Origin of the sequence: Enterobacter sp. 168J2 (assembly GCF_034107265.1) — a bacterium.
GTDB classification, from domain to species: domain Bacteria; phylum Pseudomonadota; class Gammaproteobacteria; order Enterobacterales; family Enterobacteriaceae; genus Enterobacter; species Enterobacter nematophilus.
In genome coordinates, this window is the sequence record NZ_JAWNEB010000005.1 from 236,073 (window position 1) to 261,874 (window position 25,802).

The following is a 25,802-nucleotide window of genomic DNA, read 5'->3' on the forward strand; positions in this document are numbered from 1 at the left end:
CCACTATTTAAAAACTGGACATTAATCTTAGTGCCATTTTAGGTCAGGATGAAAGCCGGGTTCACTGGAGAAAATAAAAATGGTACGTCGTCTGCTGCAACTTTATGTCGGTTTAGGGCTGTATGGGCTTTCCACCGCGATGTTTATTCGCGCGGATCTGGGGGTCGATCCGTGGGATGTGTTTCACCTTGGCGTGGGAATACAGTTGGGGATGAGCATCGGGACGGCGATCATTTTGACCGGTGCCGCGGTACTCTTACTGTGGATCCCACTGCGTCAAATGCCCGGTCTTGGCACGATCAGCAACGTGATTTGCATTGGTCTGGCGGCGGACGCCAGCATGGCGCTTATCCCCGAACTGAGTTCGTTGCCCGTACGCATCGCTTTCCTGGCGTCGGGTATCGTGATGAACGCGATCGCCACCAGCATGTACATCGGCGCCGGTTTCGGGCCTGGTCCGCGCGACGGCCTGATGACCGGCATTCACGCCCGGCTGGGGTGGTCCATTCGCAGCGTGCGTACTTCCATCGAAGTGTCCGTCCTGCTGATTGGGTGCGTGCTGGGCGGCTCGTTTGGGGTGGGCACCGTGGTGTACGCTCTGACCATTGGCCCGCTTATTCAGCTCTGTTTGCCCTGGTTCCGCCAGAAGCCGCGCGGTGAGAAAATGCCGCAGCCGGAGCGGGTTGTTTAATTTGCGAAGCGCTCACATGTTTTAACGGCGTCGCTGTGCCAGAATAGACGCTTCGACAATCGCGATGCCAGAACGCATGAAAGCAATCACTCTTTATGATGTCGCCCTCCTTGCGGGGGTTTCTTATCAGACCGTTTCCCGCGTGATTAACGACGCGGAGCACGTCTCTGCCCGTACGCGGGAAAAGGTGCAGCAGGCAATGGCGGAGCTGCATTACGTCCCCAACCTGCGGGCGCAGCAGCTGGCGGGGAAACGCACCCGTACGCTGGGCCTCATCACCACCGATCTGGCGCTGCATGCGCCCTCGCAAATTGCGTCAGCGGTAAAATCCCGGGCTGCAGGGCAGGGGGCGAGCGTCCTGATTTCCATGGTGGAGCAGCCGCAACAGTGTCAGGCGGCGCTTCAGGCGCTGCTGGCGCAGCGGGTAGACGCGCTGCTGGTAAATGTGCCGCTAGACGATCCGCACGCCGAAGCGCTGAGGGCGCTGGCGACGCCCGTCCCGGTGCTGTTCCTCGACGTATCACCGTCAGCGCGGGTCAATAGCCTCGTGTTTAACGCCGGGGAGGGCGCGCGCCTGGGCGTTGAGCATCTGCTTTCGCTGGGGCATCAGCATATTGCCCTGCTGAGCGGGCCGGAAAGCTCGGTCTCTGCGCGCGCGCGTCTGGCGGGATGGAAAGCGACGCTGGCGCAGGCGGGTCTTGACGCGGCTGCGGTGGCCTACGGCGACTGGAGCGCGGCCAGCGGCTATGAGAAGGGACATGTGCTGCTCTCGGGGGCGGTATTACCGGATGCCATTCTGGTGGCGAACGATCAGATGGCGCTTGGGGTGATGCGCGCCTGTGCGGAAAAAGGGATCGCTGTTCCTGGCCAGATATCGGTGGTCGGGTTTGACGATACGGCCGACAGCGCCTGGTTTTCTCCGCCGCTGACGACCATTCGTCAGGCGTTTCGCGAGGCGGGCGAGCGCAGCGTGGAGTGGCTTCTGGCCCCCTCCGGGGAGGAGGAATGCTGGCAGGTTCAGCTGCCGGTGACGCTGGTGACCCGCCACTCCAGCGCGCGCCGCACCCCGCAGCAGGCCGAATGCGAGGATCTGGCGCAGCAGCTCAGAAGCCTGGCCCTCCTTGCCGGGCAGCTTGCCCGCAAATAAAACTTTGTGATCGGACTCGCTACCCCGCGATTGTGTGCTTTACCGTCACCGGGTGCCAGGGCATGTTAACCAAAATTGTGAGCGCTTCGCAAAGAGGTTACTATGCCCAACACTTTATCGCTGACTCTCAGCGCCATTCTGGCCCGACGGGACTGGGAAAACCCGGGCGTCACCCAGTGGAACCGTCTGGAGGCACATGCGCCGTTACACAGCTGGCGTCTTGAACGGCCTGCCCTGGATGATGCTGCATCCGCCAGCAGACGCTCCCTCAATGGGATGTGGCGATTTAACTACTTCCCTGCACCTGAGCAAATCCCGGAGGCGTGGGTAACCGAAGACTGTGCGGACGCCGTTGCGATGCCCGTGCCGTCGAACTGGCAGATGCAGGGGTTTGACACGCCCGTCTACACCAACGTCACCTATCCCATCCCCGTTAATCCGCCTTTTGTGCCGCAAGAAAACCCAACCGGCTGTTACTCGCTCACATTCGATGTGGATGACGCGTGGCTTCAGAGCGGGCAGACCCGCATCATCTTTGACGGCGTGAACTCTGCGTTTCATCTGTGGTGCAACGGGAGGTGGATGGGCTATTCCCAGGACAGCCGGTTGCCCGCCGAATTCGATCTCTCGGCGGTCCTGCGGCCCGGTGAAAACCGCCTGGCGGTTATGGTGTTGCGCTGGTGCGACGGCAGCTATCTGGAAGATCAGGACATGTGGCGCATGAGCGGCATTTTCCGCGACGTGACGCTGCTGCATAAACCCGAAACGCAGATTGCCGATTATCACGTGGTGACGGACCTGAATGCGGAGCTGGATCGCGCGGTGCTGAAGGCTGATGTCACGCTGGCAGGGGCGGATTTTGCGGACTGCGAGGTGGTCTTTACCCTGTGGCGAAAGGGTGAAAAATGCGCCAGCGTTTCCCGACGTCCGGGGTCCGCCATTGTGGACGAGCGCGGCCGCTGGGACGAACGCCTGACGGTGGCGATCCCCGTTGACCGCCCCGCGCTCTGGAGTGCTGAAACGCCGGACCTGTATCGCCTGACGATCGCGCTTCTCAGCCCGCAGGGTGGGGTGCTGGAGGTTGAGGCGTGCGATGTGGGCTTCCGCCGCGTTGACATCAGCAACGGCCTGCTGAAGCTTAACGGTAAGCCGCTGCTGATCCGCGGCGTTAACCGTCACGAGCATCACCCGGAAAACGGCCAGGTGATGGACGAGGCGACCATGCGCCGCGATATCGAAATCATGAAGCAGCATAACTTCAACGCCGTGCGCTGCTCGCACTACCCGAACCATCCGCTGTGGTACCGCCTTTGCGATCGCTACGGGCTGTACGTCGTTGACGAAGCCAATATCGAAACCCACGGCATGGTGCCGATGAGCCGCCTCGCAGACGATCCGCGCTGGCTGCCCGCCATGAGCGAGCGCGTGACCCGCATGGTGCAGCGCGATCGCAATCACCCCTCCATTATCATCTGGTCCCTGGGCAACGAGTCCGGCCACGGCGCGAATCACGATGCGCTGTACCGCTGGCTTAAGACCACCGATTCTACGCGCCCGGTGCAGTACGAAGGCGGCGGGGCGAATACGGCGGCGACCGATATTGTCTGCCCGATGTACGCCCGGGTCGATCGGGATCAGCCCTTCCCGGCGGTGCCTAAATGGTCAATCAAAAAATGGATCGGCATGCCGGACGAAACGCGTCCGCTGATCCTCTGTGAATACGCCCACGCGATGGGAAACAGCTTTGGCGGCTTTGCGAAATACTGGCAGGCGTTTCGCAGCCATCCTCGCCTGCAGGGTGGGTTTGTCTGGGACTGGGTCGATCAGGCCCTGACGAAGAAAGATGAAAAGGGCAACGCGTTCTGGGCCTACGGCGGGGATTTTGGCGATAAGCCGAACGATCGGCAGTTCTGCCTTAACGGACTGGTATTCCCCGATCGCACGCCGCATCCGGCGCTGTACGAGGCGCAGCGCGCCCAGCAGTTCTTTACCTTTACGCTGGTCAGCACCTCTCCGCTGGTGATTGAGGTGCAAAGCGGCTACCTGTTCCGTCCTAACGATAACGAAGTGCTGAGCTGGACGGTTGCCCGGGACGGAGACGTGCTGGCCGCAGGCGAGGTGACGCTCGCGATAACGCCTGAAGGCACCCAGCGTCTGGAGCTCGACCTGCCGGAGCTGAAGGCCGGGCCGGGTGAAATCTGGCTGAACGTTGAGGTTCGCCAGCCGCTAGCAACGCCGTGGTCACCGGCAGGCCATCGCTGCGCGTGGGAGCAGTGGCCGCTTCCCGCTCCACTCTTTATCGCACCACCAGTCTCTACGGGCGAGCCGCCGGTTTTAACGCAACACGATCGCATCCTTGAGGTCACGCATGGTCAACAGCGCTGGCAGTTCGATCGCGCATCCGGATACCTGACTCAATGGTGGCGAAATGGCGTTGAAACGCTGCTTTCACCCGTGACGGATAACGTCAGCCGCGCGCCGCTGGACAACGACATTGGCGTGAGCGAAGCGACGCGCATCGATCCAAACGCGTGGGTGGAACGCTGGAAAGCGGCGGGCATGTACGATCTCACCTCGCGAGTGCTGCACTGTGAGGCAGAGCAGCACGCGCGTGAGGTGGTGGTTACCACGCTTCATGTCCTGGAGCATCGCGGCAGGGCGCTGTTCCTGAGCCGTAAAATCTGGCGGGTGGACGAGCAGGGGGTTCTGCACGGCGATATTCAGGTCGACATTGCGTCTGATATCCCGGAGCCCGCGCGCATTGGCCTGAGCGTTCATCTCGCTGACGCGCCGGAAAAGGTTGACTGGCTGGGGCTGGGGCCGCATGAAAACTACCCGGACAGAAAGCTGGCGGCGCAGCAGGGGCGCTGGACGCTGCCCCTGGCAGCCATGCACACGCCGTATATCTTCCCGACGGAAAATGGTTTGCGCTGTGATACCCAGAAGCTTCTGCTGGGGCCACATCGGCTGAACGGCCGGTTCCATTTTTCGGTGAGCCGCTATAGCCAGCAACAGCTGCGTGAGACAACCCATCATCATCTGCTGCGGGAAGAGCCGGGGTGCTGGCTCAACCTCGATGCGTTTCATATGGGGGTGGGCGGCGATGACTCCTGGAGCCCCAGCGTTTCGCCGGAATTTATCCTGCAGACGCACCGGCTGCGTTATACCTTCAGCTGGCAGCAGAATCTGACCTGACCAGAGGGGCGGCCACCGGGCGTGGCCGCCTGCTTACGCCAGAATGCCGTTCAGGCCATGCAGGCTCATGTAAATCCCTACCACGACGATCAGAGCAGCGGATATCCACGGCGCTTTGCGGGAAAGTTCGCTAAATCCGGGCCAGCGTTTTGTCGCGTGCTTAAGGCTTAAGGCGGCAATCGCGCCGGAAGCGACCAGCGTTAACGCCAGACCGATACTGAAGCTGAATACCAGCGTCGCGCCGAGCGCAAAATGCTTCAGCTGCAGGCAGATCAGCAGAACGGTAATGGACGCCGGGCAGGGGATAAGCCCGCCGGTCAGGCCAAACATCGCGATCTGTCCTGTCGTCACGTTTTGTCCGTTAAAGCGCCGGTTAATATCCTGCGCGTGCGCGCGCTGATGGGCGTCCTGCCACTCCTCTTCAACCAGCGGGTGTTCGTGGTGATGGTGATGATCGTGATGGTGGTCATGGTCATGGTCATGGTGGTGATCATGGCCATGATGATAACGATCGTGCGGCCGGCTCTCTTTCCAGGTTCGCCACGCCATCCACAGGGCGATCAGAACGATCAACACCCCGGAGATCAGCTGGAACCAGGGTTCGGACGTATGTGCGTCCCAGCCGCGGCCAAACCATAATCCCGCCATGGCAATGATCCAGACCACCGCCGTATGGGAAAGCGTGGCCGCCAGCCCGAGCAGCACCGCCTGCTTCAGCGTGCCGCGGATCGCCACGATAAAGGCAGCCATCATTGTTTTTGAGTGGCCCGGCTCCAGGCCATGCAGCGCACCGAGCAGGATAGCGCTGGGAACAAACAGCCAGGCATTACCCTGCTGCAGGAGTGAAGCAAAATCGTTCATTGAAATTTCCGGTGTGGAAAGCGTGCGCAAATAGTACTCCCCCCCAGTAGGTTAATACTACCCCCCAGTAGAAAAATACTCAGGGGGAGTAGAGCGTGATATGCTTTAAAAGCCAAAACTGAGGGAGGCAGAGATGTCACATACCGTTCGCGATAAGAAGATGTTATTGACTCGCCTGAAGAAAATTCAGGGGCAGAGCACCGCGCTGGAAAAAATGCTTAACAGCGATCACGAATGTGCCGACGTGCTACAGCAGCTGGCGGCGATCCGTGGCGCGGTCAATGGCATGATGATGCAGGTGATTGAAGGGCATCTTACCGATCATGTCGTGAAAGAGCCTGAAGAGGCGCAGCGTGAAGCCGATCTTGGCGTCGTGCTGCAGGTGATCAAATCCTATCTTAAGTAGATCGCGTGGCGAGGTTGTTTTCTGCCCAAAGGATAAATTCTGTCTTTGGCAGCGCCCTACTGTAGAACCACCCCTGCCCATACTGCACGCCGTGGCGGTGCAGCCAGGTGAGCTGCCCTTCGGTCTCCACGCCTTCCGCCACCATCGCCAGCTGCAGCGACTTCGCCATTTCGATAATGTGCGGCGTTACGTTTTTGTACTCCAGCGCATCCACGAACGATTTATCAATTTTTAGCGTGTCGACATCCAGATCCTGCAGATAGCTGAGGCTGGAATAGCCTGTGCCAAAATCATCAATGTAGACAGGGTGGCCCGAACGGCGAAACGCGGCGATGGCCGGCGCGCTGATTTTGGGGTCGGCAAAGCCACGCTCGGTTAACTCAAGGGCGATTTGTCTGGGGTGAATCTGCCACTTATTCAGGAGTTGACTCAGTAGAGGCGGCAGATTACCGGAGATCAAATCGGCCGGGGCGAGATTGATGGAGATATGCTGATCGGGGTGAAGCTGCAGCCAGTGGCCCATATCTTCAAACACTTTTTCCATAACTAACTGCGTCAGCTGCGAGATGAGGCCGGTTTGCTCGGCAAGCGGGACAAAAATATCAGGCGAGAGGCTGCTTCCGTCTGGCTGGGGCCAGCGCGCCAGCGCCTCTGCGCCGACAATTCTGCCGCTACACAGCGCCACTATGGGCTGATAGTGAACCACAAAATCGCGGCTGTTAATGGCGTCCAGCAGGCGATTGCGCGGCGACTGGATACGTCGCAGGATCCGCAGGACAAAGAGCGCGGCGAGCAGGCTTATCAACATGCCGAAGGGTAACCAGAAAAGAAGCTGCCGGTGCCAGGTTTCAGCCAGGGGCTTGAGCGTAGCCCACGCGACGACGGTAAACCCCAGCTCAGGTACGGGTTTCATCACATACATTGAACCGTTGTACTGAATGCTGGAGATTCCCCCATCGTTAACCCGATCGCGGATATGCGGGTCAAGCGTGTTGCTGCTGGCGAAAATCAGATGCGTTGCGCTTCCCACCAGGGCGGCATCAATGGCAATCGCCCCGAAGGGGATCACATCCACTAGCGAGGCAGGATCGATCAGAACAAGGTAATGACCTTTCCCCAGGACGGCCATGTAGCGGTGAAAACCAAGATCGTTTTGTGCGGTAAGCCACGCGCTGTAGCCATCTTCGGTGATACGCATGGGGGGAGGGTAAGAGGCCGCTTTGCTGGCCTGCTCAAGCGAAGAGCAGAGGGGGCGGAGATTGTCGATGTAGATCACCTCCTGGATATAACGCCATGAGAACGCGACACGACGTATCTCCCTCAGGTGCAGCGGACTACAGGGGACCCCTTTAAATTCCTGCAGAAGATTTAACGCTTCTTTAGCTTGATCCACGACCCTGTCGGTGCGCATCAGCACGCGAGAAGCATAGCTATCCAGCGCATCGACAAATTTCTCTTCCGCCTGGCGATGGGCAAGCCAGATGCTGAGGCAAATGGGAACCAGCACGGAAAAGATAAGTACGCCAGTCACCAGACTGACCAGATGTCGGGTTTTCATGCTGTCGTTTCCTTTCTCATATGCCCGAATCCGGACGCTGAGTTCCCTGCCTGAAGAGAAAGATTTTACCGCGAAATGAGATAGTTATAGCACGTGGGGGCGGGGTTTTCATGTTATCTAAAGCAAATTAGAAAATATCCTCAGGAGAGAGGGGGTTGTTTTTTCAACCCGGCCTGGATACTATTTTGTTATGTTATAACAAAACACAAAGGATTTATGATGAAACCCAACATCCATCCAGCGTATCGCACCGTGGTATTCCACGACACCAGCGCCAATGAATACTTTAAAGTTGGTTCAACCATTAAAACCGACCGCGAAATAGAGCTCGACGGTGAAACCTATCCGTACATCACTATCGAGGTTTCTTCAAAATCGCACCCGTTTTATACCGGTAAGCAAAAAACGTTCTCCACGGACGGCAGCGCAGCGCGCTTCCGCAAGCGTTTTGGCGGTTTTCTTAATGCGAAGCGGGGCTAACCATGCAGGTGCTTAACTCATTGCGCAGCGCAAAACAGCGTCACCCGGATTGCCAGATAGTCAAACGCAAGGGACGCTTATACGTGATTTGCAAATCCAATCCGCGCTTTAAGGCGGTGCAGGGACGTAAAAAAAGACGCTAAACGCGCGTTTCTCGCCAGCTTTCCAGGGATCTTTTCTGTTTGCCATCGGCAGTAAAATTGTCGGTGGCAAGCCAGCCTTCAAAGGCGCTCGCCAGCGCCGGCCACTCTTTGTCGAGAATCGAAAACCAGTCGGTATCCCGGTTACGGCCTTTTATGACCAGCGCCTGGCGAAAACGCCCTTCAAACTGAAAGCCCAGACGCAGTGCCGCTTTGCGTGAAGGCTCGTTCAGGCTGTTGCACTTCCATTCGTATCGCCGGTAGCCAAGGGTATCGAACACGTACCGCATCAGCAGATATTGCGCTTCTGTTGACATGGGCGTACGGCTTAGCAGCACGGAGAAGTGAACGTGTCCCACTTCCACCACGCCGTTTTTAGGGTCGATCCGCATCAGGGCCAGCGTCCCGACCGGGGCCTGGGTCTGATTATCTATAACGGTAAAGTGCATCGGGTCAGATAACTCACTCACGCTTGCCACCCATTCGGCAAACTCCGCGGCCGTGGCATCGGGTTCGCGCAGTAGCCACGTCCAGCTGCGGGTGTCTCCGGCCAGAGCATAGGCGGAGAACAGCGCTCCGGCATGCTCCACGCGCAGCGGTTCAAGCCGACAGTAATGCCCCTGCAGTACCACCCGGGACGGATGAGGGCGAGGCTGCCAGTCGGTAAGGGCTTCGCCCACGGGTTGTCCAAACTCATTGAATGTCTCCATCTTTATTTCCGTGACGTTGAGAAGAGTTCCAGATTAGAAAATTACTGGTTCCTTAAAAAGAGCCACTCGGCTATGTTTTGGTAGTACCACAAGGAGATGAGATGAACATACCGGGCGATGAACTTTATACCTTGCTCCATGCTGAGCTTAAAACGCGTGGGGAAGAGACGCTCCAGCGCGCGCTCTATCTCGCTTTGCGGGAGGCCATACTGGGCGGAAGGCTTCGGTCCGGCAGCCATTTGCCCGGCTCGCGAACGCTGGCGCAGCAGCTTTCCGTTTCACGGAACACCGTCAACGCGGCGCTGGACCAGCTCACGCTCGAAGGCTATTTGCTGCGTAACCGTCAGGGAACGCGGGTAGCGCAGTTCGCCCATCGTGCCAGCCCGCGGGTTCTGCCCGATCCTGACGTCCGGCTTGCAAAACGCGTCGCCCGGCTGCCTGCGCCTGTGCCGCGCGACACACCGGTAATGGCCTTTACGCCGGGAACGCCCGCCATCAACTATTTTCCCTTGCCGCTGTGGCGACGATTGTACGATCGCGTCCTGCGGGAAGAGGGGAGCGCTCTGCTGGGCTATGGCGACCCGGCCGGGGAGCCGTCGCTGCGGGCAGCCATCGCCCGCCACCTTGCGCTCTCTCGCGGCATTGACTGCGACGCCAGCCAGATTGTGATAACCGAAGGGGCGCTGGAGGGCGTCAATCTGTGCACGATGCTGTTAAGCGAGCCGGGGGATGTCGCCTGGGTGGAAAATCCCGGCTACGGCGGGGCCAAAAGCGCCTTTGTCAAAACCGGCCTGGCGATGACCGGCATACCGGTGGATGACGAGGGAATGTGCTGGGAAGGGCAGCATGCGCCTTCGCCTGCGCTCGTTTTCACCTCGCCATCGCATCAGTTTCCTTACGGGAGCGTGCTCAGCGCGCGGCGGCGTCTGGCGCTGCTGGAACTGGCCCGCCAGCACAAGGCGTGGATCATTGAGGACGATTACGACAGCGAGTTCCGGTATGTCGGCGAGCCCGTACCGGCGATGCTGGGCATGGTCAACAACGCGCCCGTTGTGTATCTGGGGACGTTCAGTAAAACGCTGTTTCCGTCTCTGCGAATGGGATTTATGGTGTTGCCGCCAGCGCTGGCGAAAGCGGCGCGTCCGGCCATCGGCTCGCTGCTGCGCGGCGGGCATCGCGCAGAACAGCGCACCCTGGCGCTGTTTATCGAGGAGGGGCATTATGCCCGTCATCTTGCCGCCATGCGTCGCCTGTATCGTAAGCGTTACCGCCAGCTGCGGGAGGTACTGAGCGCAGAGCTTCATACTCCGCACCGTGTTCTTGCCGGGGAAGGGGGGATGCACCTGACATTGGCGATTGACGGTATCGACGACCAGCGGCTGGTGGAGAAGGCGAGGGCGTTTCAGCTGGCACCCGCTGCGCTGAGCGGCTATTACCTGGAGACGAAGCAGGGGCAAACCGGCCTGGTTTTAGGTTACGGCAACACCTCTGCTTCGCAGTTTGCGCCGGGTATCCGACGCCTGCAGGCGTTAATTACGCAGCAGCAGAGCGGGAAAGGGTAAAAACATCATAAAAAGAGAGCTGGCCTTTCGTCGCGACCATTTTCTGCAGCTTCTCTTTTTGCACGGTTTCGACAGCCGGAGAGTGCAGGATGCTGTCGATAAGCTCATTCGGCACGAAACGCGTGTTGTACCATTCGCCGTTGTAGCAGACCCGGAAATCGAGGACGTCGATATCTTCGTAACGGTAGCGGGGATTCACGTCAAAAAAGAAAAAGGCGTTAAACACGATAAACAGCACAACCAGCAGCCAGACGGAGTCCACCAGCGTTTCGGATTTCAGCATGACAATCAGCGTCGCCAGCCAGGCGGCATACATGGCAACAAACAGCCCGGGATGTTTGCGGATAAAGCTAATGCTAAAGCGCGGGCGATTGTCGCGCTTTTCGCGGTGGTTAAGATCGTCGATGGTGGCGGTAAGCAGGCGCTGTATCTCGGTCATTTTTTGCCTTTATGAGAGTTGACAATACAGGGTGTCTGCCAATTTTAGGGGAGCCATCAGGCTGAAAAAAGTAACAGTCGGGCGCTAAAAGACCATAACAGTTGGCTCCCCGGAACATTACAGCGTTTTGATGATTTTCGCCGGGTTGCCGCCCACGACCACGTTAGCCGGCACGTCTTTCGTCACTACGGCACCGGAAGCCACAACCACATTATCCCCGATGGTGACGCCTGGGTTAATCACCGCGCGGCCGCCAATCCAGACATTATTGCCAATGGTGACGGGCTTACCAAACTCCACGCCGCTGTTACGTTCTTGCGCATCCAGCGGATGGGTTGCCGTATAAATATGAACGCCCGGCGCGAGCATGCAGTTGTCGCCAATATGAACGGGACAGACATCCAGCATGACGCAATCGAAGTTGGCGTAAAAGTCTTTGCCCAGATAAATGTTATATCCATAGTCACAGCGGAAGCTCGGCTCAATATATGCCCCTTCGCTTTGCCCCAGCAGTTCCGCCAGAATGTTCTGGCGTTCTGTTTTATCGTCAGGCGCGGAGTGGTTATAGCGGTGAAGCAGATGGCGCGCCCGCAGCCGGTCGGCGCGTAACGTCTCATCACCAGGGCGGTAATGTTCACCTGAAATCATCTTCTGTTTTTCTATGCTCATCGGAAACCTCTCTGGATGTTATTCCTGAAGGGTAATCGCAACAGGCTTTAAGGGGAACGTTCCCGGAAGGCCGATGTGACAAGAGTCACAACATTGTTGCTGACGAGCGCGTTTAACACGGAGACCTGGCTTTCGCGCAGGGAGCATAACGGGACAGGTGAATACAGCTTATTACGTGGCGTAGAACCTCTACAGACACACTTCGAAGATTAACGGACAAATTTCCATACAGAAGTAGGGATTTTGTCATACAGCTTATTCATCGTTAGCTCTGCAAGGCGATGGTCAGCGGCTGAATAAAATACCGCCAGTTCATTATCAGAAAGCTCGTATTTATTCTTTTCAATGACGCGTTCAAGAGTGTCAATTGACTGACAACGTCGTAAGCGCATCAAATAATCGATCTTTGTGAGTGGTTTATCAGACATAATTTCACCTTAGTAATTGTAATAATTTTAACAGGAAAGACTAACCGGGTTAGCTCTGCTCACGTTGACGAAACAGCGGAATAGCCGGTTTCCCGATTTACGCCATTTTTGCAAATCCTGAGCGTTAATGCCGTAACTGCTGAACAACATAAAGGTGTCGTCCAGGTATTCATCAATTTGCTCAATGAGCTTATTATCTTCATTGTACTTAATTTTATAATTAAGTGCGAAGGTAGCTATATGCTCTATCAGCTCGTTCAACTGTAAATTGATGGCAGACGTTGGGTCGTTTACCCAGCCATGGTTGCTTTCATCAAGATTGGCAAGGCAGTCATGGTACAAGGATTCGCAGAGAAATTTCAACTGCGCGATATCATGCCTTTTTGGCGAGTACTCGTCCATAGCGCATCCCCTTCTGAGTGATTTCTTACTCACCGAACATCATTGTCGGGATGGATACATCTGACTTAGCTACATGAGTGCTGTGTTCCTGATAACCTAACTATAAGCCACTCCTTCCTGGATTTCACCGCGCTATTACGAAAAATTACAAATAAAACCGCAGGCTGCGAGCGTCTACGCAAATGTTCATCCGAAACTGAACTTTTTTATCAGGATTAACGATTGTTTTTTTCGCTTCCTTACGTTTCATCGGCTTAGCTTACAGCCATAAGAAAAGTTCACATCCGGAGTTCTGTTTGTCTTAACTTTTAATTAGGAATATTCCTAACAACTTAAGCAGGGAAATAGATTTAAAAAAATCCTGAATTCACCGATTAAGTTATCAGTTAATTATGATATGTCTGTTTAAGATGGCAGAAAATAAATAGGACCTCAATAAGCTTATTTTATGATTTTTTCCAGAAATGAAAAAGGCCGCAAATGCGGCCTTTTTATTATATGAAACCGGTATCAGTGAGGTTCTACCGAATGACTGTGCTCCACATCTTCATTCTTACGGCTGAAGCGGCGGCGCACCACCACGAAGAACACCGGGACGAAGAAGATAGCCAGTACGGTTGCGGTGATCATACCGCCCATTACGCCTGTACCTACCGCGTTCTGCGCACCGGAGCCCGCACCGGAGCTGATAACCAGCGGCATTACGCCGAGGATGAACGCCAGAGAGGTCATCAGGATTGGACGCAGACGCATACGCACCGCTTCCAGCGTCGCCTCAATAAGGCCTTTACCCTCTTTCTCCATCAGATCTTTGGCGAATTCAACGATAAGTATCGCGTTCTTCGCCGACAAGCCAATGGTTGTCAGCAGGCCTACCTGGAAGTATACGTCGTTGGTCAATCCACGGAACGTTGCCGCAAGCAGCGCACCGATAACCCCGAGTGGAACCACCAGCATAACGGAGAACGGAATTGACCAGCTCTCGTACAGCGCCGCCAGACACAGGAAGACCACAATCAGTGAAATGGCGTACAGGGCAGGGGCCTGGTTACCGGACAGACGTTCCTGATAGGACATACCGGTCCAGTCATAGCCGATACCCGCAGGCAGTTTGCTAGCCAGTTCTTCCATCAGGTTCATGGCTTCACCGGTGCTTCGGCCCGGCGCGGCCTGACCCAGAATTTCCATCGACGGCAGACCGTTGTATCGTTCCAGACGCGGTGAACCGTATTCCCAGCGCGACGTCGAGAAGGCTGAGAACGGCACCATCTGACCATTGCTGCCGCGAACGTACCAGTTGTTAATATCGTTCGGCAACATACGGTACTGCGCTTCTGACATCACGTACACTTTCTTCACGCGACCGCGGTCGATGAAGTCGTTGACGTAGCTACCGCCCCAGGCCGCGCCCAGCGTGGTATTGATGTCGCTGATGGACACGCCCAGCGCCTGCGCTTTCTCCTGATCGATGTCGATCTTGTACTGCGGCGTATCTTCCAGGCCGTTTGGACGTACGCCAACCAGCAGGTCAGGGTGTTTAGCCACTTCGCCGAACAGCTGGTTACGCGCCTGCGTCAGCTTCTCGTGACCCAGACCGCCCTGGTCGATCAGCTGGAAGTCGAAGCCGGTCGCCGTACCCAGTTCGACAATCGCTGGCAGGTTAAAGGCGAAGACCATCGCATCTTTAATCTGCGAGAAGGTGCCCATGGCACGGCCCGTGATCGCTTCAACTTTATTCTCATCGCCCGGACGATCCGCCCAGTCTTTCAGAGAAACGAAGGCGATACCGGTGTTCTGGCCACGACCCGCAAAGCCAAAGCCGTTAACCGCAAACACGGATTCAACGTTCGCTTTCTCTTTGGTGAGATAGTAGTCCGTCACTTCATCCAGCACTTTCTGAGTACGCTCTTGCGAAGCACCCGCCGGAAGCTGCGCCATCGTCAGGAACACGCCCTGGTCTTCATCTGGCAGGAACGAGCTTGGCAGACGAACGAACAGGAACGCCATCCCCACTACGATGATGATATAGAGCAGCAGGTAACGACCGGTGCTGCGCAGGATGTTGCCCACGCTGTCGGTGTAGTGGTGCGTGCTCTTATCAAACATGCGGTTAAACCAGCCGAAGAACCCTTTATGCTCGCCGTGGCCGCCTTTCTGAACCGGCTTCAGCATGGTGGCACACAGCGCTGGCGTCAGGATCAACGCTACCAGTACCGACAGCGCCATCGCGGAGACGATGGTAATGGAGAACTGGCGGTAAATCGCACCCGTAGAGCCCCCGAAGAAGGCCATCGGGATAAATACCGCGGACAGCACCATCGCAATACCCACCAGCGCGCCCTGGATCTGGCCCATGGATTTACGGGTGGCTTCCTTCGGCGGCAAACCTTCTTCCGCCATCACGCGCTCGACGTTCTCTACCACCACGATGGCGTCATCCACCAGCAGGCCGATGGCGAGCACCATCCCGAACATCGTCAGGGTGTTTATCGAGAACCCAAAGGCTGCAAGGATGGCAAAGGTCCCCAGCAGAACGACCGGCACGGCGATGGTTGGGATCAGCGTCGCGCGGAAGTTTTGCAGGAACAGATACATCACCAGGAACACCAGGATGATCGCTTCTACCAGCGTTTTAACCACTTCGTGAATCGAAATTTTTACGAACGGCGTAGTGTCGTACGGATAAACGATTTTCAGGCCTGACGGGAAGAACGGTTCCATCTTCTTCAGTTCCGCACGGATCGCCGTCGCGGTGTCCAGGGCGTTCGCGCCCGTCGCCAGTTTGATACCCAGACCGGACGCCGGTTTACCGTTAAACTTCGCGATGATGTCGTAGTTCTCACCACCCAGCTCTACCTTGGCCACGTCGCGCAGACGAACCTGCGAACCGTCCTGGTTCACCTTCAGCAAAATTTTGCTGAACTCATCGGCGGAGGTCAGACGGGTTTGCGCGATAATAGACGCGTTAAGCTGCTGGCCTTTCACCGGTGGCGTACCGCCTAACTGACCGGCTGCCACCTGGGCGTTCTGCGCTTTAATCGCGTTAATCACGTCAACCGGCGTCAGCTGGAAGTTGTTCAGTTTGTTCGGATCCATCCAGATACGCATCGCGTACTGGGAACCGAACAGCTGAACGTCACCCACGCCCGACGTACGGCTGATGGCGTCCTTCATGTTGGCGCCCACGTAGTCGGAAATATCCTCCTGCGTCATGGTGCCGTTGGTGTTGATAACGCCGACAACCATCAGGAAGCTGCTGGACGATTTCTCGACGCTCACACCCTGCTGTTGCACTTCCTGCGGCAGAAGAGGCATCGCCAGCTGCAGTTTGTTCTGCACCTGAACCTGCGCGATGTCCGCATCCGTACCGGATTCAAAGGTCAGGGTGATCTGAACCGTACCGGTGGAGTCACTGTTTGAGGACATGTACATCAGGTTATCGATACCGTTCATGTTCTGTTCGATAACCTGAGTTACGGTATCCTGCACCGTTTTCGCATCAGCCCCCGGGTAGGTTGCGGAGATCGTCACCGCCGGTGGCGCAATCGTTGGATATTGCGCGACAGGCAGCTTCAGGATCGCAAGTCCCCCGGCCAGCATGATGATAATGGCGATCACCCACGCAAATATGGGGCGATCGATAAAGAAATTAGGCATGTCTTAACGGCTCCTGTTTAAGTTAAGACTTGGTTTGTTCTGACTGGCCAGCGGCCGAAGCTTGTTGTTTATCGTCAGATGTCACTTCCTGTGCTTTTACCTGCGCGCCAGGACGTACTTTTTGCAAACCAGTAACAATCACGCGATCGCCATCTTTCAGACCTTCCGTCACCAGCCATTTATCGCCAATCGCCTGCGTGGCGGTGATATTGCGCGTTTCGACTTTGTTATCTGCCCCGACAACCAGTGCGCTCGCATCGCCGCGCGGCGTGCGGGTCACACCCTGCTGTGGAACCAGAAGTGCGGTTGGATTCGTTCCTTCTTCCAGACGCGCGCGAACGAACATACCTGGCAGAAGATTTTTGTCAGGGTTCGGGAAAATCGCACGTAAGGTGATGGAACCGGTGGTCTGGTCGACCGTCACATCAGAGAATTCCAGAGTACCTTCCTGCGGGAACTTGATACCGTCGTTGGTAACCAGCTCCACTTTGGCTTTGCCGTTTTCCTGTGTCAGGGTGCCGTTAGCCAGCTCCTGTTTCAGGCGCAGGAAATCGTTGCTGGACTGCGTCACGTCAACGTAGATCGGATCAAGCTGCTGCACGGTAGCCAGCGCAGTGGTCTGCCCGTTCTGCACCAGCGCCCCTTCCGTCACGGAAGATTTACCAATACGACCGCTGATAGGGGAGGTCACTTTGGTGTAGGCCAGGTTAATACGAGCAGTTTCGACAGCCGCTTTGGCTGCGACCACGGCCGCGTTAGCCTGCTGGGCATCTGCCAGAGCGGTATCGTAATCCTGTTGGCTGATGTACTTCGTGCCGAGCAGTTTCTGATAGCGGTTCAGCGTCAGCTGAGCAATTTTTGCCGCGGCTTGTGCTTTAGCCAGGTCACCTTTCGCGCTTTCATAAGAAGCCTGATAGGTCGCGGGATCAATCTGATACAGAGACTCACCGGCCTGCACATCGCCGCCTTCGGTAAAGTTACGTTTCAGGATAATGCCGCTAACCTGAGGACGAACTTCCGCAATGCGGTAAGCGCTAGTACGGCCTGGTAATTCGGTGGTGATCTGCAGAGGTTCAGATTTGAGTGTTACAACGCCGACTTCTGGCGCCTGCTGAGCTCCTTGTTGAGCCGGTTTGTCGTCACATCCTGTAAGCGCTAAGCTGCCTGAGAGCATCAGAACGACCGCCAGAGGCGTTAACCCTCTGTTTTTGTTCATATATAAACCTCGAGTGTCCGATTTCAAATTGATCAAGGGTCCTGAGTCTAAAACCCATTGCTGCGTTTATATTATCGTCATGCTATGGTACATACATTCACAAATGTATGTAAATCTAACTCCTGTAAATTCACTCACCTATGGCACGAAAAACTAAACAACAAGCGCTGGAAACCCGACAACACATTCTGGATGTGGCGATACGTTTGTTCTCTCAGCAGGGTGTTTCTTCAACCTCGCTGGCGCAAATTGCTCAGGCCGCCGGTGTGACGCGGGGAGCGATTTACTGGCATTTTAAAGACAAGTCAGATCTGTTCAGTGAAATCTGGGAGCTTTCAGAGTCCAGCATTAGCGATCTCGAGAGTGAGTATCGGGCAAAATTCCCTGACGATCCACTCTCAGTATTGAGAGAAATATTAGTATATATCCTTGAAGCAACGGTAGTTGAAGAGCGTCGCAGATTAATGATGGAAATTATTTTTCATAAATGCGAGTTCGTGGGTGAAATGGCGGTAGTGCAACAGGCGCAGCGCAGCCTCAGCCTGGAGAGCTATGACCGGATTGAACAGAACCTGAACCTGTGTATGCAGGCAAAACTATTACCCGCCAATCTGTTGACCCGCCGGGCGGCTATCCTGATGCGCAGCTACATTTCAGGGCTAATGGAAAACTGGCTGTTTGCGCCGCAGTCTTTTGACCTCAAAGGGGAAGCCCGCAGCTACGTGGCGATTTTACTGGAAATGCTACAGCTCTGCCCGACGCTGCGCAGCGACGCGCCTTCGCTCACGGCCTGAGCCCTTTCCAGGATTTATCTCAGAGGCTAACGTTCTCGCTATTCTGCTTCCGGTGAGCGTGATATTCTTCACGCCGGACTATTTTCGGTCATCTGCTGACATCATTCACAACTATGCTGCCCATCAATCGCTCGCAACATCCTGTATTTGCATTGCTTCTTGCTATGCTGTTTTTCTTCTTCACCGCACCGCTGACCTGGGCTCGTGCAGACAACAGCACTGATATCCCTTCGCGCAGTGAAATTCAGTCGCAGCTCGACACCCTGAACAAACAAAAAGAACTCTCTCCTGTAGAGAAGCTCACCCAGCAGGATCTGACTGAAACGCTGGAAAACATTGATAAAATTGAGCGCGTTAAAGCTGAAACCACCCAGCTTCGTCAGAAGGTGGCGCAGGCGCCTGAGAACATGCGTAAGGCCACGGAAGCGCTGAGCGCGCTGAGCGACGTCGATAACGACGACGAAACGCGCAAGACGCTCGCCACGCTCTCATTACGCCAGCTGGAATCCCGCGTCGCCCAGTTGCTCGACGATTTGCAAACCGCACAGTCCGACCTCGCGACCTACAACAGCCAGCTTGTCTCCCTGCAAACCCAGCCCGAGCGCGTGCAAAATGCGATGTACACCGCGTCTCAGCAGCTGCAGCAGATCCGCAACCGCCTGAACGGCACGACGGTAGGGGAAGGCACGCTGCGCCCGACTCAGCAAACCCTGCTGCTGGTTCAGCAGTCCTTGCTCAATGCGCAAATCGAACAGCAGCGTAAAAGCCTGGAAGGGAACACGGTGCTGCAGGACACGCTCCAGAAACAGCGTGATTACGTGACGGCGAATATTAATCGCCTTGAACACCAGCTTCAGCTGTTGCAGGAGGCGGTAAACAGCAAACGCCTGACCCTGACGGAAAAAACCGCCCAGGAGGCCGTATCGCCGGACGAAACCGCCCGTATTCAGGCCAACCCGCTGGTGAAACAGGAGCTTGAGGCTAACCATCAGCTCAGCCAGCGCCTGATACTGGCGACGGAAAACGGCAACTCGCTGGTTCAACAAAATATTAAAGTGAAAAACTGGCTGGATCGCGCGCTGCAGGCGGAACGCAACATCAAAGAGCAGATCGCGGTTCTGAAGGGCAGCCTCCTGCTGTCGCGTATTCTCTACCAGCAGCAGCAGACGCTGCCGTCCGCCGACGAGCTGGAGGACATGACCAACCGCATTGCGGATTTACGTCTGGAACAGTTTGACGTCAACCAGCAGCGCGATGCCCTTTTCCAGAGCGATGCCTTCGTTGCCAAAATTGAAGAGGGCCATTCCAGCGACGTGAACCCTGAGGTGCATGACGCGCTGCTCCAGGTGGTGGATATGCGCCGTGAACTGCTGGATCAGCTGAATAAACAGCTGGGCAACCAGCTGATGATGGCGATTAACCTGCAGATCAACCAGCAGCAGCTGGTCAGCGTATCAAAAAGCCTGCAGGAGATTTTGACGCAGCAGATTTTCTGGGTGAACAGCAACAAGCCGATGGACTGGGACTGGATTAAGTCCTTCCCGGAGACGCTGAAAACGCAGATTAAGAGCATGAAAATCACCGTAAACTGGGAGAAAGCCTGGCCTGCGGTAATGATTGCTTTCCTGGCCGGTTTACCGCTGCTGCTGATTGCCGGTCTGATCCGCTGGCGTTTGAAATGGCTGAAACAGTACCAGGCGAAGCTGGCGTCGGAAGTGGGGCAACTGCGTAACGACAGCCAGCTCCATACGCCAAAAGCGATTCTGATCGATCTCATCCGCGCGCTGCCGGTGTGCCTGATTATTCTGGCCGTGGGCCTGATCCTGCTCACGATGCAGCTTAACGTCAGCGATCTGCTGTGGGCGTTCAGTAAAAAACTGGCGCTGTTCTGGCTGGTATTCGGCGTGTGCTGGAAGGTGCTGGAAAAAGACGGCGTCGCGGTGCGTCACTTCAACATGCCTGCTCAGCTGACCAGCCACTGGCGTCGTCAAATTGTGCGCGTCAGCCTGGCGCTCCTGCCGCTGCACTTCTGGTCGGTGGTGTCTGAGCTTTCCCCGCTGCATCTGATGGATGACGTGCTGGGTCAGCTGGTCATTCTGCTCAACCTGCTGCTGATTGCTATCCTGATGTGGCCGATGTGCCGCGACAGCTGGCGCGATAAAGAGTCCCACAATCTTCGTCTGGCCACCGTGACGGTGCTGGCGATCATTCCGCTGGCGCTGATGGTGCTTACGGCAACGGGCTACTTCTACACCACGCTGCGCCTGTCCGGGCGCTGGATCGAGACGGTCTATCTGGTGATCGTCTGGAACCTGCTCTATCAGACCGTGCTGCGCGGCTTAAGCGTCGCGGCCCGCCGCATCGCTTACCGCCGTGCCATTGCGCGTCGCCAGCATCAGGTAAAAGAGGGCGCCGAAGGCGCGGAGCCGCAGGAAGAGCCGACCATCGCGCTGGAGCAGGTTAACCAGCAGACGCTGCGTATCACCATGCTGGTGATGATCGCCCTGTTTGCGGTCATGTTCTGGGCGATCTGGTCTGATTTAATTACCGTCTTCGCCTATCTCGACAGTATTACCCTCTGGCAGTACAACGGTACCGAAGCCGGCGCGGCGGTGATGAAAAGCGTCACCATGGGCAGCCTGCTGTTTGCGCTGGTGTCGTCGGTGGTGGCCTGGGCGCTGATTCGCAACCTGCCGGGTCTGCTGGAAGTGCTGGTGCTCTCCAGGCTGAACCTGCGCCAGGGGGCGTCTTACGCCATCACCACCATCCTGAATTACGTCATCATTATCGTTGGCGCGATGACGGTATTCGGCTCGCTGGGCGTCTCGTGGGATAAACTGCAGTGGCTGGCGGCGGCCCTCTCGGTCGGTCTTGGTTTTGGCCTGCAGGAGATCTTCGGTAACTTTGTCTCCGGCCTGATCATTCTGTTCGAACGTCCGGTGCGTATCGGCGATACCGTCACTATCGGTACGTTCTCCGGTACGGTCAGTAAGATCCGAATACGTGCCACCACCATCACCGATTTCGATCGTAAAGAGGTGATCATCCCGAACAAAGCGTTCGTGACCGAGCGTCTGATCAACTGGTCGCTCTCGGATACCACCACGCGCGTGGTGATTCGCCTCGGCGTGGCCTACGGTTCCGATCTGGATAAAGTGAAAGAGGTATTGCTTAAAGCTGCTAAATCGCATCCAAAAGTCATGCACGATCCTGCGCCAGACGTGTTCTTCACCACCTTCGGGCCAAGCACGCTGGATCATGAGCTGCGTTTATACGTGCGTGAACTGCGCGATCGCAGCTACACCGTTGATGAACTCAACCGCGCAATCGACCGCCTGTGCCGTGAAAACAACATTAATATCGCCTTCAACCAGCTTGAGGTTCACCTGCATAACGAGAAAGGTGACGAGCACACGGAAGTGAAGCGCGAGATTAAGGGTGAGGAAAACCCTGCCCCTCACCCTGCCCTCTCCCCAGAGGGGAGAGGGTAAAAAGCGAATCAGTGCAGAGCTTTCAAACCGCACCTAACGGTCCCCTCTCCCTCAAGGGAGAGGGTTAGTGTGAGGGCAACCGGCCTTCACCTTTTCCTCAAAATCCCGCCGCACAATCTCCAGTGCCTTCAGCACCGTCTCCGCCGGGATCTCATGATTCTCCAGCAGCATAATCAAATCGACGGCCAGCTTGACCTCATCGGGTGCATTTTCCAGTGACATAGATGTGGCTCCTGTTAACGGGTCAGGCGTTCAATCACGCGCTCAATCTCATCCAGCGCCTGACGGCAGCGGACGATGCGGCCTTCCAGGGCGCTAATCTCGCGCATCAATAGCTGCTGCTCTTCCAGCGTTTCACTGTTGTTCAGGCGCGTCTCGCGCTCGCGCTTCATCTCAAACAGACGACGCTCGAACTCCTGGTTCTCCAGCCGCTTGCGCTGCCATTTTCCAGGCCCCGGAGAAGCGCTGTCCCAGGCGCGCAGCGGCCAGGCGGCGATTTCGCGGTGCAGGGCGGTGATCTGCTCGGTGAGATGCTCCGCAAGCCACGCTACCTGCTCCTTCTGCCCGCTTTCAACCGCGTGGCGCAATTCGTCGAGATTGGTCTGCGCCTCTGCAAGATAATCCTGAATGACGGTGCTGCGGGTGCGGAACAGCTGCCGGTCAAAGCGCGGCTTCACCGTGGCGTGGCCCAGCAGCGGCGTGGCCTGCGTCCGCAGTGTTGTCAGCTGATTTTGCAGCGTCTCAAGAAGCAAGGCTGTTTTCAAGGCGCTCTCCAGTGGTAAAGTAGCCGTTCAGTTTGATAACGATTCGCATTATGCAGCGTACTATTTTAATCATCATTGGCTGGCTCGCGGTAGTGCTGGGCACGCTGGGCGTTGTTTTACCCCTGTTACCGACCACGCCGTTCATCCTGCTGGCGGCCTGGTGCTTCGCCCGCTCGTCGCCGCGCTTTCACCACTGGCTGCTCTATCGCTCGTGGTTTGGCGGCTACCTGCGCCACTGGCAAAAATATCGGGCCATGCCGCCTGGGGCCAAGCCGCGCGCGATCGCGGTGATCCTCATCACCTTCGCGATTTCATTATGGCTGGTGAAAATGATGTGGGTACGGATCCTGCTGCTTTTCATCCTCTCCTGCCTGCTTATCTTCATGTGGCGGATCCCCGTGGTTGATGAAAAGCAACAAAAGCACTGAAGCCTTATCATGACGGTTGCAATTATTGCGTACAGCCAGTAAATTCGACCGTTTTCGAGCACAGGCGCGCTTGGTTAAAGGTTAAACAATTGTTACCTTTACCGACTCGTTGCGCGCCGTGAGTAACACTGTTTCATTTAGGCACAAACCGATGACCGCAACTGCACAGCAGCTTGAATATCTGAAAAACAGCATCAAAAGCATCCAGGACTATCCAAAGCCTGGCATTCTTTTCCGTGATGTCACCAGCTTGCTGGAAGACCCGAAAGCGTACGCGCTCAGCATTGAACTGCTGGTGGAGCGTTATAAAAACGCCGGGATCACCAAAGTAGTAGGTACCGAAGCCCGTGGCTTCCTGTTCGGCGCACCGGTTGCGCTGGCGATGGGCGTGGGTTTTGTGCCGGTGCGTAAGCCGCGCAAGCTGCCGCGTGAAACCATCGCGGAGAGCTACGAGCTGGAGTACGGCACCGATCAGCTGGAAATCCACGTTGATGCCATCAAGCCTGGCGACAAAGTGCTGGTGGTGGACGATCTGCTGGCAACCGGCGGCACCATTGAAGCGACCGTGAAGCTGATCCGTCGTCTGGGTGGGGAAGTGACCGACGCGGCCTTCATCATCAACCTGTTCGATCTCGGCGGTGAACAGCGCCTGGAAAAACAGGGCATTACCAGCTACAGCCTGGTGCCTTTCCCGGGTCATTAATCCCGGTTTTCACAACCTCGCTCAATGGGTGAGGTTGTGATAGCATTCCCCTCCATAAATTCACCTTCCAGCGTTGCAGAGCCTGCCCATGAGTTATCAGGTGTTAGCCCGTAAATGGCGACCACAAACCTTTGCTGACGTTGTCGGTCAGGAACATGTGCTGACGGCCCTGGCGAACGGCTTGTCGCTAGGTCGCATCCATCACGCCTATCTTTTTTCCGGCACCCGCGGCGTCGGTAAGACCTCTATTGCCCGTCTGCTGGCGAAAGGTCTCAACTGCGAAACCGGGGTCACCGCCACCCCGTGCGGCGTGTGCGATAACTGCCGGGAGATCGAGCAGGGGCGTTTTGTCGATCTGATCGAGATCGACGCCGCCTCGCGTACCAAAGTGGAAGACACCCGCGATCTGCTCGATAACGTGCAGTACGCTCCGGCGCGCGGACGCTTCAAGGTCTACCTGATCGATGAAGTGCACATGCTGTCGCGCCACAGCTTTAACGCCCTGCTGAAAACGCTGGAAGAGCCGCCCGCGCACGTTAAATTCCTGCTGGCGACCACCGATCCGCAAAAGCTGCCGGTCACCATCCTGTCGCGCTGCCTGCAGTTCCACCTGAAGGCGCTGGACGTTGAGCAGATCCGCGCTCAGCTTGAGCACATCCTTGATGAAGAGAAGATCGTTCACGAGCCGCGCGCCCTGCAGCTGCTGGCCCGCGCGGCGGACGGCAGCCTGCGTGATGCGCTGAGCCTGACCGACCAGGCGATTGCCAGCGGTGACGGCAAGCTCTCCACCGAGGCGGTCAGCACCATGCTCGGCACGCTGGATGACGATCAGGCGCTGTCGCTCATCGAAGCGATGATTGCCGCCAACGGCGAGCGCGTGATGTCGCTGGTCAACGCCGCCGCGGGTAGGGGCATTGAATGGGAAGCGCTGCTGGTCGAGATGCTCAGCCTGCTGCACCGCGTGGCGATGCTGCAGCTGTCTCCGTCGGCCATCGGTGCGGACATGGCCGCCATTGAACAGCGGATGCGCGAACTTGCCCGCACCGTGCCGCCTGCCGACGTGCAGCTGTATTACCAGACGCTGCTGATTGGCCGCAAAGAGCTGCCGTACGCACCGGATCCGCGTATGGGCGTTGAAATGACGCTGCTGCGCGCGCTGGCTTTCCACCCGCGCATGCCGCTGCCGGAGCCGGAAGTGCCGCGGCAGTCTTTCGCCCCGGTCGCCCCTACGGCGGTAATGTCGCCGCAGCAGGTGCCGCCGCAGCCGACACCGCCGCCACAGCAAAACGTGCCGCTGTCGGATGCCACCAGTTCGGTGCTTGCCGCACGCAGCCAGCTGCAGCGTGCGCAGGGAGTAACCAAACCAAAAAAGAGTGAACCGGCAGCGCCAGGAAGAGCGCGGCCGGTGAACAACGCCGCGCTTGAACGACTGGCCTCGGTAACGGAGCGCGTACAGTCGCGTCCGGCACCGTCCGCGCTCGAGCAGAAAGCCCCGGTGAAAGAAGAGGCTTACCGCTGGAAGGCAACCACCATCACCGAAACGGTGAAGGAAGAGGTCGCCACGCCAAAAGCGCTGAAAAAGGCGCTGGAGCATGAGAAGACGCCGGAGCTTTCCGCGAAGCTTGCCGAAGAATCTATTGCGCGCGACGCCTGGGCCGCTGAGGTCAGCAAACTCCAGCTGCCGAAGCTGGTGGAGCAGGTCGCGCTGAACGCCTGGAAAGAGCAGGACGGCAATCAGGTGCGTCTGCACCTGCGTCCGGGCCAGCGGCACCTCAATTCCCCTGGCGCGCAAAAGGCGCTGGCCGAGGCGCTTGCTGCTTTACAGGGTTCACCGGTTGAATTGACTATCATTGAAGATGATAATCCGGCAGTGAAAACGCCGCTCGAGTGGCGCCAGGCCATTTATGAAGAGAAGCTCGCGCAGGCGCGCGAGGCGATAATTGCGGATAACAACATTCAGACCCTGCGCCGGTTCTTCGACGCCGATCTGGATGAAGAGAGTATTCGCCCCATTTGATCGTGAGTCTGACTTACGGTTGTAATCCTTAACGTGAAAGAAGA

At 56.8% G+C, this 25,802-nt stretch carries 23 protein-coding genes and 1 other annotated feature; of the genes, 12 read left to right on the top strand and 11 right to left on the bottom strand.

The window, feature by feature from the left end; all coding sequences use genetic code 11:
* Nucleotides 1-79 precede the first annotated feature (79 nt).
* The 3 genes from USG84_RS15305 to USG84_RS15315 all read left to right on the top strand — a co-directional run bounded on the left by USG84_RS15305 (nucleotide 80) and on the right by USG84_RS15315 (nucleotide 5,033).
* Nucleotides 80-691: a YczE/YyaS/YitT family protein gene (locus tag USG84_RS15305; RefSeq protein ID WP_151413939.1), complete on the top strand. Its 612-nt coding sequence runs from the start codon at nucleotides 80-82 to the stop codon at nucleotides 689-691.
* Between the two features lie 76 nt (nucleotides 692-767).
* Nucleotides 768-1,838 carry a LacI family DNA-binding transcriptional regulator gene (locus USG84_RS15310; RefSeq protein ID WP_253540937.1) on the top strand — a complete coding sequence of 357 codons (1,071 nt, stop codon included), beginning with the start codon at nucleotides 768-770 and terminating at the stop codon, nucleotides 1,836-1,838.
* Nucleotides 1,839-1,940: 102 nt separating this feature from the next.
* Nucleotides 1,941-5,033 (top strand): beta-galactosidase, encoded by a 3,093-nt coding sequence (locus tag USG84_RS15315; protein ID WP_320738358.1) that lies wholly within the window; start codon nucleotides 1,941-1,943, stop codon nucleotides 5,031-5,033.
* 33 nt (nucleotides 5,034-5,066) lie between these two features.
* Here USG84_RS15315 and USG84_RS15320 read toward each other — a convergent pair whose 3' ends face one another.
* Nucleotides 5,067-5,894, bottom strand: coding sequence for a nickel/cobalt efflux protein RcnA (locus USG84_RS15320; RefSeq protein ID WP_151413938.1), 828 nt, complete (start codon nucleotides 5,892-5,894; stop codon nucleotides 5,067-5,069).
* 133 nt (nucleotides 5,895-6,027) lie between these two features.
* Here USG84_RS15320 and USG84_RS15325 point away from each other — a divergent pair, with 133 nt between their 5' ends.
* Nucleotides 6,028-6,300, top strand: coding sequence for a metal-sensing transcriptional repressor (locus USG84_RS15325; RefSeq protein ID WP_116341576.1), 273 nt, complete (start codon nucleotides 6,028-6,030; stop codon nucleotides 6,298-6,300).
* Here the strand turns inward: USG84_RS15325 and USG84_RS15330 are convergent.
* Nucleotides 6,293-7,858: an EAL domain-containing protein gene (locus tag USG84_RS15330; RefSeq protein WP_061099022.1), complete on the bottom strand. Its 1,566-nt coding sequence runs from the start codon at nucleotides 7,856-7,858 to the stop codon at nucleotides 6,293-6,295. The genes USG84_RS15325 and USG84_RS15330 overlap by 8 nt on opposite strands.
* Nucleotides 7,859-8,077: 219 nt before the next feature.
* Here USG84_RS15330 and USG84_RS15335 point away from each other — a divergent pair, with 219 nt between their 5' ends.
* Nucleotides 8,078-8,338, top strand: coding sequence for a type B 50S ribosomal protein L31 (locus USG84_RS15335; protein ID WP_006176933.1), 261 nt, complete (start codon nucleotides 8,078-8,080; stop codon nucleotides 8,336-8,338).
* Nucleotides 8,339-8,340: 2 nt separating this feature from the next.
* Nucleotides 8,341-8,481: a type B 50S ribosomal protein L36 gene (ykgO, locus tag USG84_RS15340; protein ID WP_003859006.1), complete on the top strand. Its 141-nt coding sequence runs from the start codon at nucleotides 8,341-8,343 to the stop codon at nucleotides 8,479-8,481.
* Here the strand turns inward: ykgO and USG84_RS15345 are convergent.
* Nucleotides 8,478-9,188 carry a GNAT family N-acetyltransferase gene (locus USG84_RS15345; RefSeq protein ID WP_253540944.1) on the bottom strand — a complete coding sequence of 237 codons (711 nt, stop codon included), beginning with the start codon at nucleotides 9,186-9,188 and terminating at the stop codon, nucleotides 8,478-8,480. The genes ykgO and USG84_RS15345 overlap by 4 nt on opposite strands.
* 101 nt (nucleotides 9,189-9,289) lie before the next feature.
* Between USG84_RS15345 and USG84_RS15350 the strand changes: the two genes are divergently transcribed.
* Nucleotides 9,290-10,750, top strand: a complete 1,461-nt coding sequence (locus tag USG84_RS15350; protein WP_151413937.1) for a PLP-dependent aminotransferase family protein — start codon at nucleotides 9,290-9,292, stop codon at nucleotides 10,748-10,750.
* Here the strand turns inward: USG84_RS15350 and USG84_RS15355 are convergent.
* From USG84_RS15355 to acrA, 6 genes are all read right to left on the bottom strand, one after another.
* Nucleotides 10,722-11,189: a YlaC family protein gene (locus USG84_RS15355; protein WP_061099019.1), complete on the bottom strand. Its 468-nt coding sequence runs from the start codon at nucleotides 11,187-11,189 to the stop codon at nucleotides 10,722-10,724. The two genes, USG84_RS15350 and USG84_RS15355, sit on opposite strands and share 29 nt — an antisense overlap.
* Nucleotides 11,190-11,306: 117 nt before the next feature.
* Nucleotides 11,307-11,858: a maltose O-acetyltransferase gene (gene maa, locus USG84_RS15360; RefSeq protein WP_151413936.1), complete on the bottom strand. Its 552-nt coding sequence runs from the start codon at nucleotides 11,856-11,858 to the stop codon at nucleotides 11,307-11,309.
* 209 nt (nucleotides 11,859-12,067) lie between these two features.
* The gene (locus USG84_RS15365; protein WP_008499287.1) at nucleotides 12,068-12,286 is read right to left on the bottom strand and encodes an HHA domain-containing protein; all 219 of its coding nucleotides are present in this window, start codon (nucleotides 12,284-12,286) and stop codon (nucleotides 12,068-12,070) included.
* Nucleotides 12,287-12,313: 27 nt separating this feature from the next.
* Nucleotides 12,314-12,688, bottom strand: coding sequence for an Hha toxicity modulator TomB (gene tomB, locus USG84_RS15370; protein ID WP_008499288.1), 375 nt, complete (start codon nucleotides 12,686-12,688; stop codon nucleotides 12,314-12,316).
* Between the two features lie 510 nt (nucleotides 12,689-13,198).
* Nucleotides 13,199-16,345 (bottom strand): multidrug efflux RND transporter permease subunit AcrB, encoded by a 3,147-nt coding sequence (gene acrB / locus USG84_RS15375; RefSeq protein WP_061099017.1) that lies wholly within the window; start codon nucleotides 16,343-16,345, stop codon nucleotides 13,199-13,201.
* A gap of 22 nt (nucleotides 16,346-16,367) precedes the next feature.
* Entirely contained in the window at nucleotides 16,368-17,561 is a 1,194-nt protein-coding gene (gene acrA, locus USG84_RS15380) for a multidrug efflux RND transporter periplasmic adaptor subunit AcrA (protein ID WP_320738359.1), read from the bottom strand.
* A 140-nt stretch (nucleotides 17,562-17,701) separates the two neighbouring features.
* On the opposite strand from acrA, the gene acrR reads away from it, so the two are divergent.
* Both acrR and mscK read left to right on the top strand, forming a co-directional pair.
* Nucleotides 17,702-18,355: a multidrug efflux transporter transcriptional repressor AcrR gene (gene acrR, locus USG84_RS15385; RefSeq protein WP_151413935.1), complete on the top strand. Its 654-nt coding sequence runs from the start codon at nucleotides 17,702-17,704 to the stop codon at nucleotides 18,353-18,355.
* Nucleotides 18,356-18,468: 113 nt separating this feature from the next.
* Complete coding sequence (mscK, locus tag USG84_RS15390) at nucleotides 18,469-21,846, top strand: mechanosensitive channel MscK (RefSeq protein WP_253540949.1); 3,378 nt, start codon at nucleotides 18,469-18,471, stop codon at nucleotides 21,844-21,846.
* Nucleotides 21,847-21,897: 51 nt separating this feature from the next.
* Here the strand turns inward: mscK and rsmS are convergent, their stop codons facing one another.
* Together rsmS and priC are read right to left on the bottom strand one after the other, a co-directional pair.
* The gene (gene rsmS, locus USG84_RS15395; protein ID WP_253540951.1) at nucleotides 21,898-22,068 is read right to left on the bottom strand and encodes a pleiotropic regulatory protein RsmS; all 171 of its coding nucleotides are present in this window, start codon (nucleotides 22,066-22,068) and stop codon (nucleotides 21,898-21,900) included.
* 14 nt (nucleotides 22,069-22,082) lie between these two features.
* Nucleotides 22,083-22,610 (bottom strand): primosomal replication protein N'', encoded by a 528-nt coding sequence (gene priC, locus USG84_RS15400; protein WP_151413934.1) that lies wholly within the window; start codon nucleotides 22,608-22,610, stop codon nucleotides 22,083-22,085.
* Nucleotides 22,611-22,660: 50 nt separating this feature from the next.
* On the opposite strand from priC, the gene USG84_RS15405 reads away from it, so the two are divergent.
* The 3 genes from USG84_RS15405 to dnaX all read left to right on the top strand — a co-directional run bounded on the left by USG84_RS15405 (nucleotide 22,661) and on the right by dnaX (nucleotide 25,758).
* Nucleotides 22,661-23,038, top strand: a complete 378-nt coding sequence (locus tag USG84_RS15405) for a DUF454 family protein (RefSeq protein WP_061099011.1) — start codon at nucleotides 22,661-22,663, stop codon at nucleotides 23,036-23,038.
* Between the two features lie 151 nt (nucleotides 23,039-23,189).
* Nucleotides 23,190-23,741 carry an adenine phosphoribosyltransferase gene (gene apt, locus USG84_RS15410; RefSeq protein WP_000127359.1) on the top strand — a complete coding sequence of 184 codons (552 nt, stop codon included), beginning with the start codon at nucleotides 23,190-23,192 and terminating at the stop codon, nucleotides 23,739-23,741.
* Between the two features lie 88 nt (nucleotides 23,742-23,829).
* Complete coding sequence (gene dnaX / locus USG84_RS15415; RefSeq protein ID WP_320738360.1) at nucleotides 23,830-25,758, top strand: DNA polymerase III subunit gamma/tau; 1,929 nt, start codon at nucleotides 23,830-23,832, stop codon at nucleotides 25,756-25,758.
* Nucleotides 25,088-25,152 (top strand) — a sequence feature (DnaX frameshifting element). (Overlaps the previous gene by 65 nt.)
* Nucleotides 25,759-25,802: the final 44 nt, after the last annotated feature.